Raw genomic sequence first — 12,289 nt, forward strand, 5'->3', positions numbered from 1 at the left:
CCGCCCCGCAACCCTCGGCGAGACCGACGGGCTATGCGGCCTGCCGCGGGCGTTGCCAGCCGGCGCGCAGATGGCGGGCGAGCTCGCGCGCTGCTTCCGAGGGCTGCGAGCGCGAGAGGTGCAGCGTGATCGCGAAGGGCGGCAGCTCCGGCAATCCTTCTGATGACCCGAGAATATCGAGGTCGGGCGGCACCGTGCAGGCGAGCCAGGCGGTGATGGCAAGGTCGGTCCTGACCGTCGCTGTGGTCGCATCGATATTGCCGTTCTCGAAGACACTGCGCCAAGCCTTCCCCTGGCCATCGAGTGCCGTCGTCACTGCCGGGCGGAAGGCGCAGCTGTCCGCAACCAGCGAGAGCGGCAAAGGCTGCTTCAGATGGGCCATGCCGGCCCTGGCGCCGACCCAGACCAACCGCTCGATGCCGAGGCATTCGCCGCCCGCCGCCGCAAGCGGCTCCTCGACCAGAGCAAGATCGACCTCGCCCTTGCCGAGCGCCTCCAGCAATTGCGGCGAGGAGGCACAGACCAGCGAGATCTCGACCAGCGGGCTCGCCTCGGCAAAGCCTTTCAGGATCGGCGCGAGCGCGGTACCGACGAGATCATAGGGGACGCCTAGCCTGACCGTACCGGCGCAGCCCGTCGTCATCTCGGCCCAGATCTCGTCATTGAGACCGATCAACCGGCGCGCCTTGGCGAGCAGGCGTTGCCCCGCTGCGGTCAACTTCAACCCGCGCCGCTCGCGCAGGAACAGGCCCTGCCCGAGCCGCCGCTCCAGTCGCATGATCTGCTGGCTGACGGCGCTCTGCGTCAGATGCAGCGCATTGCCGGCCACCGTCATGCTGCCATGGTCGGCGACGGCGACGAAGGCCCGGATCAGTTCGAGGTCGAGATTGCGCATATCCAGCATTATGGATCGTGATGCTGGATCGCTTCAACATTCGTTTTCATCATCCAACTGACACGCCTAATCCCATGGCTCCCGCCCGGAGCCATCCATGTCGCCAGACCAGATCCTGCCACTTATCGCCTTCGCTGCCGTCGCGATGGTGACGCCGGGCGCCACCACCACGCTCGCTACCGCCTCGGGCGCCCATTTCGGCTTTCGCCGCTCCTTGCCCTTCATGATCGGCGTCGCGATCGGTGTGGCCGGGATGGCAGTCGCGGCCGCTGCCGGCCTCGCGAGCCTGCTTCTGGCAATGCCTTCGCTCGAATTGGCGATGAAACTCGTCGGCTCGGCCTATCTGCTCTGGCTCGCCGTCAAGATCGGGCGCAGCGGCCCGCCGCATCTCGACCGGAGCATCGCCAATCCGACCAGCTTTCTCGGCGCTGTCTGGATCCAACTGCAGAATCCCAAGGGCTGGGCCGTCACGCTCGGCGCCGCGGCCTCCTTCAGCGAGCTTGCCCGCGGCGCAGGTGAACTCGCCGCCTTGCTCGGAACCGTCTTCGGCGTTCTCGCCTTGCTGTCACTGATGCTCTGGTGCGTCGCAGGCCTGCTTCTGGCGCGGCTCCTGCGGCAGGTCTGGCAATGGCGCGTCCTCAACATTGCGTTGGCTCTGGCGCTCGCCACCTCGATCCTCACCATGTGGCGTTAGCGCGCAGTCTTAACCATTCCGGCCATTTTTACAGGCATTTAGCCGTAAATTGCCGCAATCGTGCCTCTTGTATTCCCAGATCGGAAGCGCATCTTGCTCACCGAGTTAGGGAAGACACGCCTCCTTTGGGCAGCGCCATCCGCGCTTTCACAGGAGCTGCAATTGAATCGTTCGATCAAGTCTGGCGCCAAGGCCAGGCACGGCGAGGTCAGGCGTCTCTGGCCTGCCGAGCGCGATCTCTTCACCGCCCATCTGCTTCGCCTCGACGCCAACACTAGGCGCGAGCGTTTCGGCACGGCGGTCACGGATGATTTCCTCCGGAACTACGCCGAGACCACCTTCGGCGTCGGCGGGCTCGTCTACGCCTATGTCGAAGCCGGCGAGGTCCGCGGCGCCGCCGAATTGCGCGGGCTGGAGGACATCGTCATCCAGACCGGCGAAGCCGCGTTCAGCGTCGAGCGCGACTGGCGCCGGCGCGGCATCGGCGGGGAGCTGTTCGGCCGCCTGATCACGGCGGCGCGCAACCGCAACATCCGCACGCTCTACATGACCTGCCTGCCCGAGAATGCGGCGATGCGGAATCTCGCGCGCAAGTTCGAGGCCGAGATGGTCGGCGGCTACGCTGATGTCGAGGGCCGGATCGCCACAGGCGCGCCGACGCCGTTCACCTTGCTGGACGAGGCCCTGGACAACGCCCGCAGCTTCGCGACCCTGTCGCTCTCGCTGCAGCGCAAGTTCTGGCCGCAGGGCTTGTTCAGCCGGAGTGCCTCGCGGCACTGACTGGTGATCTAAATCACCATCTCGTCATGGTCGGGCTTGTCCCGACCATCCACGTCTTGGCGTTGCCGATCGAATGCGGTGTTCAAGACATGGGTGCTCGCCACAAGGGCGAGCATGACGCGTTGGGAGCGCCTCGCAATGACGCTCGATCCCGCCCTCAGCGGTTCATCGAGAGCCCGGCGCCCGATTTCGTGATCGCGCCGTTCATCGCGCCGCCGCTGCCAACGCGCAGGCGCGCCACCACCGAACCGCCCCGCTGGTAGAGGTAGACCTCGCCGTCGCGGTAGTCCCAGGCATTGACCTGCTGCAGGTCGCGATTGCTGCAGCCCGTGGCGTTGGCGCGGTAGAGGTCGAGCGAGGGCGAGCTCGACAGCTGCACCCGACAGGAACCGCCGGTCGCTTCCTGCGCCGTCCAGTTGCCGATAACGCCGTCGCGGTTCGAGACCGCGCCGCCGCGCGTCGAGCCGCCACCGGGCGTTGCACCTGGATTGGCGTTGGCGACCTGGTTGCTCGGTGGCGCTGGCTCGACCGGGCGCTGCTGCTGCACCGGCGGCTGCTGCCCCGGCTGCGCCGCCTGCGGATCGAAGAACGGATCGTTCTGGGGCGGCATGCCGCCCGCGCCCGGCGCGGAACCGCCAGGGGGATAGCCGCCCGCCTGCGGCGGCTGCCCGCTCGGATAGCCGCCCGGCGGCGGCAAGGGCTCGGAAGTGATCGGAGCCGACTGGATCGGCGGCGCCGATTGCACAGGCTCGCTATAGACCGGCGCACGCGCCACGGCCTGGCCCGAACCCGAGCCATATCCACCGAAGCGCTGCGATCCCGCGCAGGCGGTCAGCAGCATGAGAGGCAGCAGGCTCGCAGCCCGCAGCAGCGCAGAAGTCCTCAAGCTCATCCCCGTCGTCTCGCGCAGTCGCCGTCCGAAGGCATTGTGCCCACCCTGCCTGAACGCGGCATGAAATCTGGCATGCGCGTTCAAGGCTGCAAAAGATGCGATGGTCAAGTCTCAACATGGTTTTGCAGCACGCATATGGCGTGGCAGAACGGTGCCCCCGCCATCCGGACCATCAGATGAAGCCGCTCGCCCCCTCCTCGATCCGCGCCCCCTTCGCCCGCTACAGCCATGGCATCGAACTGCCGGCCGGCCAGCGGCTCGCCTTCTGCTCCGGCCAGCTCGGTATCGCCGCCGACGGCACGATTCCGGAAGGTGCCAGGGAACAGGCCGATCTCTGCTTTTCCAACATCGCCGCGATCCTGGGCGAGGCCGGGATGACGCTGAAGGACATCGTCCGCATCAACGCCTACGTCACCGACCGTGCCCATATGAAAGGCTATATGGACTCGCGCGACGCCCATGTCGGCTCCCCGCCGCCGGCCTCGACCCTGGTGATCGTCTCCGGCTTCACCCTGCCGGAGTTCAAGGTCGAGATCGAGGTGGTCGCAGCCGCGCCCGAGAAGCGGCGCAAGCCGGTGCGCAGCAAGAGCGCGCCGCAGTTCTAGCCGGTCACCGTCAGCTCGCGTCGGGCGCCCGCCAGGGGAAGCTCCAGGTCTCCGTCAGGGTCTTGCTGCCGCTCTTCAGGAAGGCACGCATCTCGGCGAGCTGGCCCGGCTCGACCACGATGTCGATGAAGGCGCGGAAGCCCTCCGTCTTCGGATTCGGCACCAGGAAGGCACGGTTGATCCGGCCATAGGCGATCGAGGGCACGATCTCGACTTTTTCCGGCTGCTTCAGATAGTAGCCGAGATCGCCGCCGGCAAAGTCGACGATGAAGCGCCGCGTGTTGTCGGTCACGGCCTCGCCCGAGCCGAGCGCCTTCGGCTTGGCCTGGTAGGTGTTGATCGCCCGCCCACCGGGATGCAGGTCGCTGGAATCCAGCATCGCGGTCAGCTTGTAGCCGAAGCGGAATTCGCGCCCCGGTTCGAGCACCGTCTTGGGCGCCCAGAGCGCAACGATGTTGTCGTTGGTCTCGTCCGTGGTCGGCAATTCGATCAGCTCGACCACGCCCTCGCCCCAATCGCCCTGCGGCTCGATCCAGTAGGACGGCCTGAGCTCATAATTGAGATCGAGGTCCTGGTAATGCTCGAACACCCGGTCGCGCTGCATCAGGCCGAAGCCGCGGACATTGCGCTCGACGAAGGAGGAGGCTGCCGGGACGCGGGCGTTGCGCAAGGGGCGCCAGATCCACTCGCCGGTGCTGGAATGGATCAGCAGCCCGTCGGAATCGTGCAGCTCGCTGCGGAAATCGTCGTGGAAGCGCCGGTCGTTCTCGCCGGTGAAGAACATCGAGGTCAGCGGCGCCAGGCCGAGCTTCTCGATCGGCTTGCGCGGGAACAGCGCCGCGCCGACATCGACCACGCTGTCGCCATCGGGATAGATGTGGAAGCGATAGGCTCCGGCGACGGAGGGCGAATCGAGCAGCGCATAGACCGTGATGCGGTCGGCATCGGCTGCCGGCGTCTCCACCCAGAACTCGCGGAAGATCGGAAACTCCTCGCCGCCCGGCACGCCTGCGCCGATCGAAAGGCCACGCGCCGAGAGGCCATAGCGCTGCCCGCGCCCGAGCACGCGGAAATAGCTCGCGCCGATGAAGGAGATCAGCTCGTCGAAGACCCTGGGATCGTTGAGCGGGTAGTGCAGCCGGAAGCCGGCGAAGCCGAGATTGACCGGCAGCGGTTTGTCGAACTTGGTCCGCCCGTAATCGAAGAGGTTGGCGGCATAGGGCACCGGCGTCGGCACGCCGTCGCGGATCACGTTCACCGTCACCGGCCGGGTGAACAGGAAGCCGGGATGGAACATCTGCATGCGGAAGCCGGAATTCGACTGGGCGAGCAGCGCCCGCTCCGGCCGGAAGCGGACCTCGCGCCAGGCGTCGAAATCGAGCCGCGTCAGCGCTTCCGGCAAGGCCGGCCCGGCTTCATAGGGCACGGCCGCGATCTCGCGAGCCCGTCGCACCATCTCGTCGAAGCCGAATCGCGGCTGCGGCGGCGCCTGCTCGGGCTGCTGCGCCAGCAAAGCCTGCGGCGCGGCGGTAGCGCACAATGCGGCGCTCAGCCCGGCCAGAACCCGGCGGCGATCGGTAACCGTCATGATCGAAGCTTGCCCCTTGGATATAAGCGCGCGAAGGCGCGCTGCGCCAACGACTTAGGCGATGAAATGGGGCTGGTCTAGGGCACTGACATGGCCTGCGCGAGCCAGCGTTAAAAGGAAATGAGAGCAGCGCCCGGCCACCCTGCTCCTGTCCTGTAAAAAATCCGGTCCCGGCCGTCAGAAAAAACTTGAAGCACCCGTCCCTCGCCCGTATATGCAGCTCACCCAATTCGCACGTGCCTGTGGCCGCGTGCTGGTCGGTGGGCATCCGGACAAGAGGCCGGACAGCCGCCAGGGATGGGAAACGGATGGAGGGGGATGGATATCCCCTCAAATCACGCTCCCGGTTCTCGCAAGAGAGCCGCTCCCGAACAGCGACCAGCAGCCGGAGGCAAAACCGGCGAACCCCGAATCTCCACGGGGGACGCAGCTTAAAGCAACGACGGAGCGGGCTTTTTTGGTCTCGCCGGCTTTCCACAGGCCGGCACCGAAGAGGCTTGTCCTTCATTGCCGGCCGTGCGGGGTCTCCCCAATCGACGGTGTTTCGGGTCCGGACGTTTCGTCCGCAGTCCGTAGGCGTCTCCACAGCGCCTCGGGTCGCGGTCGTTTCAACCGGCTACACGTCGTATCGGCGCCGCTTGCGCCGAAGGGAGCTGCGTCTCATGACCGAGCGCATCCGTGAATTTCTGCGTGACCGCCGCGAGGACGGCCCCTGCGTCGTGATCGACCTCGAGGTCGTTCGCGAGAACTATGTCGCCTTCTCCCGGGCGCTGCCGGACACCCGCGTCTTCTACGCGGTCAAGGCGAACCCGGCGCCGGAAGTGCTGCGCCTGCTGGCCAAGCTCGGCTCCTGCTTCGATTGCGCCTCGGTCGTCGAGATCGAGCTGGCGCTTTCGGCCGGCGCCACCGCTGACCGCATCTCCTACGGCAACACCATCAAGAAGGAGCGCGACGTCGCCCGCGCCATGGAGCTCGGCGTGCGCCTGTTCGCCGTCGACTGCGAGGCCGAGGTCGAGAAGATCGCCCGTGCCGCCACGGCCACCAAGGCCGAAGGCGCGCGCATCTTCTGCCGCATCCTCTGCGACGGCGCCGGCGCCGACTGGCCGCTCTCGCGCAAGTTCGGCTGCGTGCCCGAAATGGCCGCGGACGTGCTTGAGCACGGCCATCGCCTCGGCCTGCAGGCCTACGGTATCTCGTTCCATGTCGGCTCGCAGCAGGCGAACGTGAACGCTTGGGATTCGGCCCTGGCCTCGGCCTCGGCCGTGTTCAAGGAGTGCGCCACCCGCGGCCTGTCGCTGTCGATGGTCAACCTCGGCGGCGGCTTCCCGGCGCGCTACCTGAAGCCGATCCCGGGCGTCCCGGCCTATGGCGATGCGATCTTCCAGGCGCTGTCGAAGCATTTCGGCAACCGTCTGCCCGAGACCATCATCGAGCCGGGCCGCGGCATGGTCGGCGAAGCCGGCCTGATCGAGGCTGAGGTCGTGCTGATCTCGAAGAAGAGCGAGGACGACCAGGTTCGCTGGGTCTATCTCGACATCGGCAAGTTCAACGGTCTCGCCGAGACGATGGACGAGGCGATCCGCTACCCGATCCGAACGATCCGGGACGGCGACGCCACGGTTCCCTGCGTGCTCGCCGGCCCGACCTGCGATTCGGTCGACGTCATGTACGAGAAGACCCCGTACATGCTGCCGTTCAGCCTGGAGATCGGCGACAAGGTCCTGATCGAGGGCACCGGCGCCTATACGACGACCTATGCGGCCGTCGCCTTCAACGGCTTCCCGCCGCTGAAGCAGTACGTCATCTGACGAATAGGAGCGCGCCACCGCGCTCCTGACCAATCGGGTCCGGCGAAGCGCCCTGCCACCTATCGGCAGGCTGCCCGGGAAACCGGGTGGAGCGTTCGTGCCTCCAAGAATGGAGCGCGGGCGTGGCTCCCGCCGGACCCTCTTCCACACAATCCCTTGTTTGTGGCCGCGTCCGCGCGGCGCCGGGAAGGTCCGCGTGATGGCGGGCGCTCCGGCAGGAGGTGCGTCATGATCACGATCCGCGACGAGATCGAGACCGATATTCCGGCCCGCGAGGCCCTGCTCGACCGCTGCCTCGGCGAGCGCCGTACGGTGAAGTCGAGCGAGCGGCTGCGCGAAGGCCGCCTGCCGGCCGACGGCCTGGCCCTGACCGCGGAGCGCGACGGCGCCGTCGTCGCGACGGTGCGCCTCTGGCATGTCGAGGCCAATGGCAAGCCAGCGCTGCTGCTCGGCCCGCTCGCGGTCTCGCCGGACCTGCAGGGCGAGGGCCTTGGCAAGGCGATGATGCGCGAGGCGATCTGGCGCGCCGCCTGCCGCGGCCATGGCGCGATCCTGCTCGTCGGCGATGCGCCCTATTACCAGCGCTTCGGCTTCACGCCCGAGCCGATGGCCGAGCTTGCCATGCCCGGCCCGTTCGAGCGCGAGCGCTTCCTCGGCCTGGAACTGCGCGAGGGCGCGCTCCGGGACGCGAGCGGCGTGCTCAAGGCCACGGGGGCGCTCGCCCCGGCCGAGCGAATGGACGGTCTCCGACGTCGCGCAGCCTGAGCTTCCGGACACCACACCATCCTTGACGGGCAGGCCTTAGGGTCTGCCCGTTCTGCGTTCTGAAGCCCGCCATTTCACCGGCCTCGTCGTCGAAACGTCATCCGAGGTTCACCAGACCGTCGTCCGGCACCGCCATCACCCCCCGCGAAGGCAGGGACAATGGCAGACACGGTTCTGGCAAACGGATTGGCAAGGCCGCAGGCGCTGCAGCTCGCTTCCTGGCGACCGCACCGGTCGACGCTGCTCGCTTTCGGTTTGCTGGCCCCCTCGCTCATCCTGCTGACGCTGTTCACCTACTGGCCGGTGGCGCAGGTCTTCTGGCAATCGCTGCACAACCAGCAGAAGGTCGGCGGCCCGCAAGCCTTTGTCGGGCTCGCAAACTTCGCGGCGCTCTTCGCCGATGCCGCCTTCCGCAAGGCCCTCGCCAACAACCTGCTCTACGCATTCGGCACGGTGATCCCGAGCCTTGTGCTGGCGCTCGGCTTCGCCATGGCGCTGGCCCGGTCGAGCCGCGTCAACGCGCTGTTCCGCTCGCTCTTCTTCCTGCCGGTGTTGATCCCGCTCGTCGCAGCCGCCTCGGTCTTCCTGTTCGTCTTCCTGCCCAATGCCGGGCTGCTCGACTACCACCTCGCCAAACTCGCGATCTCCGGGCCGAACTGGCTGGGCGATCCGGATATCGCCCTCTGGTCGATCATGGGCCTGACGATCTGGAAGAACGCCGGCTACTACATGCTGTTCTTCCTCGCCGGCCTGCAGGCGGTTCCAGCCGACGCCTATGAAGCGGCGATCCTCGACGGCGCCAATCCCTGGCAGCGCCTGCGCTACGTCACCCTGCCCTATCTCAAGCCGACGATCGGCTTCGTGCTGGTGATCGGGTTGATCAATGTCGTCACGCAGGTCGACCACGTCTTCGTGCTGACCAAGGGCGGCCCGTCCGACTCCACCAACCTCCTGCTGTTCTACGTCTACCAGCAGGCGGTTGAGAGCTACGACGCCGGCCGGGCGGCCGCGGGCACGCTGGTCATGCTCGCGCTGCTGCTCATCATCTCTGCGGGTTCGCTGCGCACGCTCGAGCGCTCCTTCGGGGAGCGCGGCCAATGATCGATGCCTCGACCGGTGTCGCCAATCGCGAGATCACGCCTCGGCTCGGCTACGCCGCGACCTTGCTGCTCGCCGCGCTCTGGATGGTGCCCTTCCTCTGGATGCTCGTCGCCGCCTTCAACCCGCATACCTATGGCGGCTCGGGCATGGCCTCGCTGGTGCCGTCCTATCTCCCGACGCTCGGCAACTTCGCCGAGGCCTGGGCTTCGGCCGACTTCCCGCGCTACGGCCTCAACACCGCGATCATCAGCTTCGGCATCCTCGCCGTGCAGATCGTCACCATCACGCTGGCGGGCTATGTCTTCGCCCGCATCGACTTTCCCGGCCGGACGCTCTGCTTCTACCTCTTCCTGCTGCAGCTGATGCTGGCACCGGTCGTGCTCATCGTCCCCAATCTGGCGATGATCGCCAGGCTCGGCCTCTATGACAGCCTGCTCGGCGTGATGGCGCCCTATTTCGCCTCAGCCTTCGGCACTTTCCTGATGCGCCAGGCCTTTCTGGCGATCCCGCGCGAGCTCGAAGACGCCGCGCTGATCGACGGAGCCAGCGTCTGGCAGCGCATCGGTTTCATCTATCTGCCTCTGGCGAAGCCCTCGCTGATCGCCTTCTCGATCGTCTCCGTCACCAGCCACTGGAACGAGTTCCTCTGGCCGCTGATGGTGATCAATTCGCCGGACCTGCGTCCGCTCACTGTCGGCCTCGCCTCGTTCACGCGCGGCGCCGAGGGCGCGCAGGCCTGGGGCGTCATCGCCGCCGGCACCCTGATGGTCAGCGCACCGCTGCTGATCGCCTTCGCGCTGTTCCAGCGCGCCTTCGTCAGTTCCTTCGTCTCGTCAGGCATCAAGTAACGGGGTCCAGACAATGACCAGCACCACCCGCAGATCGGTTCTCGCCGGCGCAGCCCTGGCTGCCTCCTTCGCCATCGCGCCCGCCTTCGCGCAGGCGCCGACGGAGATCGACCTGTTCTTCCCCGTCCCGGTCGACGGCCAGCTCGCCCGTGACATGACCGCCCTGATCAAGGAGTTCAACGAGAAGAACCCGACGATCAAGGCGACCCCGGTCTACACCGGCTCCTATGACGAGACCCTGATCAAGACCCGCGCCGCGATGAAGGCCGGCAAGCCGCCGGCCGCGGCGATCATGTCGGCGAACTTCCTGCTCGACCTCAAGATCGAGGGCGAGGTCCAGAAGCTCGACGACCTGATCAAGGCCGACGGCAAGAACAATGACGGCTTCATGGGCCAGTTCTTCCCGGCGCTCTATGGCAATGCCGTGATCGAGCGCTCGGTCTACGGCGTGCCCTTCCACAATTCGACGCCGCTGCTCTACATCAATGCCGAGCACTTCAAGGAAGCCGGGCTCGACCCCGAAAACCCGCCGAAGACCTGGGACGAGTTCGCCGCCGCAGCCAAGAAGCTGACCAGGCGGGAAGGCGACCGCGTTACCCGCTGGGGCATCTCGATCCCCTCGCAATACGACACCGGCGGCTGGATCCTGCAGGCGCTGACCTATTCGAACGGCGGCCGCTGGTTCAATCTCGATTACGCCGGAGAGGTCTATTACGACGCGCCCTCGACCCTCGGCGCCCTGACTTTCTGGAATGACCTGATCGTCAAGCAGAAGGCTCTGCAGCCTGGCGTCCAGCAGGGCGGCGCGGTCACCACCGCCTTCCTCTCGGGCCAGGCCTCGATGATGCTGACCTCGACAGGATCGCTGACGCATGTCCGCAACAACGCCAAGTTCCCGCTGAAGGTCGCCTTCGTGCCGAGGAACCTGCAGAATCAGGTGCCGATCGGCGGCGCCTCGCTGGTGATTCCGACCGGTGTCGATGGCGAGCGCAGGAAGGCTGCCTGGACGCTGATCAACTGGATGACCTCGCCGGAGAAATCCGGCTGGTGGAGCCGCGCCACCGGCTACTTCGCCCCGAATATGAGCGCTTACGACCTGCCGGAGATGAAGGCCTTCCTCGAGAAGAACCCCGACGCCAAGGTCGCGGTCGACCAGCTCGCCTACGCCAAGCCCTGGTTCGCCACCTACAAGACCGTCGTCGTTCGCAAGGCGATCGAGGACGAGCTTCAGGCCGTGCTCTCCGGCAAGAAGCAGCCGAAGGAGGCGCTCGCCTCGGCCCAGAAGACCGCCGACGAGATCATGAAGCCCTATGTCGAGCAGACCGCGCTCAAGCTGCCGACGCAGTGACCTGACAAGAGAGCCGTATCCGGATCCAGGCCCGGATACGGCTTTTTCCCTCCCGAAATGGCTGGGTTGAGCCCGGCCATGACGCCTTCCTCCCGGACAAGACGACCATGCTGATCGCCCACCTCACCGACCTGCACATCCGCCCGCTCGGCAAGCCGGCTTACCGCGTCTCCGAGACCAACGCCCTGACCGAGCGCGCGCTCGACGTCGTCGCAGCCCTGCGCCCGCAGCCGGATGCGCTGGTGATCACCGGCGATCTCACCGATTGCGGTCTCGCCGAGGAGTACGGGCTGCTGGCGAACCTGCTGGAGCGCATCGAGGTGCCGGTCCTGCTGCTGCCGGGCAATCACGATCGCCGCGAGACCCTGACGGCGGGCCTGACGCTCGGACCGCACGCCGTGCTCGACGACGGCTTCGTCCAGTTCAGCGCCGATCTCGGCGATATCAGGCTGATCGGCCTTGACACGCTGCTGCCCGGCCAGAGCGCCGGCGCGCTCTGCGACAAGCGCCTCGCTTTCCTGGAGAAGGAACTCGCCGGCGCGAACGGCAAGCCGGTGGTCATTTTCATGCACCACCCGCCTTTCGATTGCGGCATCATCCACATGGACCGCATCCGCCTCATCGAAGGCGCCGAGGGCTTCCGCGAGATCGTCGCCCGCTACCCGAACGTCGAGCGCATTCTCTGCGGCCACCATCACCGGCCGATCACGACGCGCTTCGCCGGCACGACCGCGCAGATCGCGCCGAGCGTGACGCATCAGGTCACGCTCGATCTTGCTCCGGAGGGGCCGGCGACCTTCCATATGGAGCCGCCCGCCTATTACCTGCACAGCTATCGCGCCGGCACCGGCCTCATCAGCCACATGGCCTATGTCGAGCGCTATCCCGGCCCCTACCCCTTCGTGCTCGACGCCGACTATCCAGGCGCGCAGGCCTGACATCACCCGTCCGGCGCCCCTCCCGGT

General features: G+C 66.8%; 12 protein-coding genes. 9 read left to right on the plus strand and 3 right to left on the minus strand.

Features of this window, described 5'->3' with window-relative positions; all coding sequences use genetic code 11:
* Positions 1-31: 31 nt before the first annotated feature.
* Entirely contained in the window at positions 32-904 is an 873-nt protein-coding gene (locus tag VGV58_RS19985) for a LysR family transcriptional regulator (RefSeq protein ID WP_326875773.1), read from the minus strand.
* An 88-nt stretch (positions 905-992) separates the two neighbouring features.
* Between VGV58_RS19985 and VGV58_RS19990 the strand changes: the two genes are divergently transcribed.
* Positions 993-1,589, plus strand: a complete 597-nt coding sequence (locus VGV58_RS19990; RefSeq protein WP_326875774.1) for a LysE family translocator — start codon at positions 993-995, stop codon at positions 1,587-1,589.
* A gap of 162 nt (positions 1,590-1,751) precedes the next feature.
* Complete coding sequence (locus VGV58_RS19995) at positions 1,752-2,369, plus strand: GNAT family N-acetyltransferase (RefSeq protein ID WP_326875775.1); 618 nt, start codon at positions 1,752-1,754, stop codon at positions 2,367-2,369.
* Positions 2,370-2,526: 157 nt separating this feature from the next.
* Here VGV58_RS19995 and VGV58_RS20000 read toward each other — a convergent pair whose 3' ends face one another.
* Positions 2,527-3,261, minus strand: a complete 735-nt coding sequence (locus VGV58_RS20000) for an AprI/Inh family metalloprotease inhibitor (protein ID WP_326875776.1) — start codon at positions 3,259-3,261, stop codon at positions 2,527-2,529.
* A gap of 176 nt (positions 3,262-3,437) precedes the next feature.
* Here VGV58_RS20000 and VGV58_RS20005 point away from each other — a divergent pair, with 176 nt between their 5' ends.
* Positions 3,438-3,866 (plus strand): RidA family protein, encoded by a 429-nt coding sequence (locus VGV58_RS20005; RefSeq protein WP_326875777.1) that lies wholly within the window; start codon positions 3,438-3,440, stop codon positions 3,864-3,866.
* A 10-nt stretch (positions 3,867-3,876) separates the two neighbouring features.
* On the opposite strand, the gene VGV58_RS20010 is transcribed toward VGV58_RS20005, so the two are convergent.
* Entirely contained in the window at positions 3,877-5,454 is a 1,578-nt protein-coding gene (locus VGV58_RS20010) for an OpgD/OpgG family glucan biosynthesis protein (protein WP_326875778.1), read from the minus strand.
* A 662-nt stretch (positions 5,455-6,116) separates the two neighbouring features.
* On the opposite strand from VGV58_RS20010, the gene VGV58_RS20015 reads away from it, so the two are divergent.
* The 6 genes from VGV58_RS20015 to VGV58_RS20040 all read left to right on the plus strand — a co-directional run bounded on the left by VGV58_RS20015 (position 6,117) and on the right by VGV58_RS20040 (position 12,262).
* Complete coding sequence (locus tag VGV58_RS20015) at positions 6,117-7,262, plus strand: type III PLP-dependent enzyme (protein WP_326875779.1); 1,146 nt, start codon at positions 6,117-6,119, stop codon at positions 7,260-7,262.
* Positions 7,263-7,490: 228 nt separating this feature from the next.
* Positions 7,491-8,027 (plus strand): GNAT family N-acetyltransferase, encoded by a 537-nt coding sequence (locus tag VGV58_RS20020; protein ID WP_326875780.1) that lies wholly within the window; start codon positions 7,491-7,493, stop codon positions 8,025-8,027.
* Positions 8,028-8,186: 159 nt separating this feature from the next.
* A complete protein-coding gene (locus tag VGV58_RS20025; RefSeq protein WP_326875781.1) occupies positions 8,187-9,128 on the plus strand; it encodes a carbohydrate ABC transporter permease in 942 nt (313 codons plus the stop codon).
* Positions 9,125-9,976, plus strand: a complete 852-nt coding sequence (locus tag VGV58_RS20030) for a carbohydrate ABC transporter permease (RefSeq protein ID WP_326875782.1) — start codon at positions 9,125-9,127, stop codon at positions 9,974-9,976. The genes VGV58_RS20025 and VGV58_RS20030 overlap by 4 nt, the downstream gene beginning before the upstream one ends.
* 13 nt (positions 9,977-9,989) lie before the next feature.
* Complete coding sequence (locus VGV58_RS20035; RefSeq protein ID WP_326875783.1) at positions 9,990-11,324, plus strand: ABC transporter substrate-binding protein; 1,335 nt, start codon at positions 9,990-9,992, stop codon at positions 11,322-11,324.
* A 107-nt stretch (positions 11,325-11,431) separates the two neighbouring features.
* Positions 11,432-12,262 (plus strand): phosphodiesterase, encoded by an 831-nt coding sequence (locus VGV58_RS20040; protein WP_326875784.1) that lies wholly within the window; start codon positions 11,432-11,434, stop codon positions 12,260-12,262.
* The last annotated feature ends 27 nt before the right edge of the window (positions 12,263-12,289 follow it).

The sequence above is a fragment of the Allobosea sp. genome, assembly GCF_035944895.1.
GTDB lineage: Bacteria > Pseudomonadota > Alphaproteobacteria > Rhizobiales > Beijerinckiaceae > Allobosea.

Bases quoted from the DNA above. Each gene is read 5' to 3' on its own strand.
- VGV58_RS19985 (WP_326875773.1), bottom strand. From the start codon at position 904: ATGCTGGATATGCGCAATCTCGACCTCGAACTGATCCGGGCCTTCGTC.
- VGV58_RS19990 (WP_326875774.1), top strand. From the start codon at position 993: ATGTCGCCAGACCAGATCCTGCCACTTATCGCCTTCGCTGCCGTCGCG.
- VGV58_RS20000 (WP_326875776.1), bottom strand. From the start codon at position 3,261: ATGAGCTTGAGGACTTCTGCGCTGCTGCGGGCTGCGAGCCTGCTGCCT.
- VGV58_RS20005 (WP_326875777.1), top strand. From the start codon at position 3,438: ATGAAGCCGCTCGCCCCCTCCTCGATCCGCGCCCCCTTCGCCCGCTAC.
- VGV58_RS20010 (WP_326875778.1), bottom strand. From the start codon at position 5,454: ATGACGGTTACCGATCGCCGCCGGGTTCTGGCCGGGCTGAGCGCCGCA.
- VGV58_RS20015 (WP_326875779.1), top strand. From the start codon at position 6,117: ATGACCGAGCGCATCCGTGAATTTCTGCGTGACCGCCGCGAGGACGGC.
- VGV58_RS20020 (WP_326875780.1), top strand. From the start codon at position 7,491: ATGATCACGATCCGCGACGAGATCGAGACCGATATTCCGGCCCGCGAG.
- VGV58_RS20025 (WP_326875781.1), top strand. From the start codon at position 8,187: ATGGCAGACACGGTTCTGGCAAACGGATTGGCAAGGCCGCAGGCGCTG.
- VGV58_RS20030 (WP_326875782.1), top strand. From the start codon at position 9,125: ATGATCGATGCCTCGACCGGTGTCGCCAATCGCGAGATCACGCCTCGG.
- VGV58_RS20035 (WP_326875783.1), top strand. From the start codon at position 9,990: ATGACCAGCACCACCCGCAGATCGGTTCTCGCCGGCGCAGCCCTGGCT.
- VGV58_RS20040 (WP_326875784.1), top strand. From the start codon at position 11,432: ATGCTGATCGCCCACCTCACCGACCTGCACATCCGCCCGCTCGGCAAG.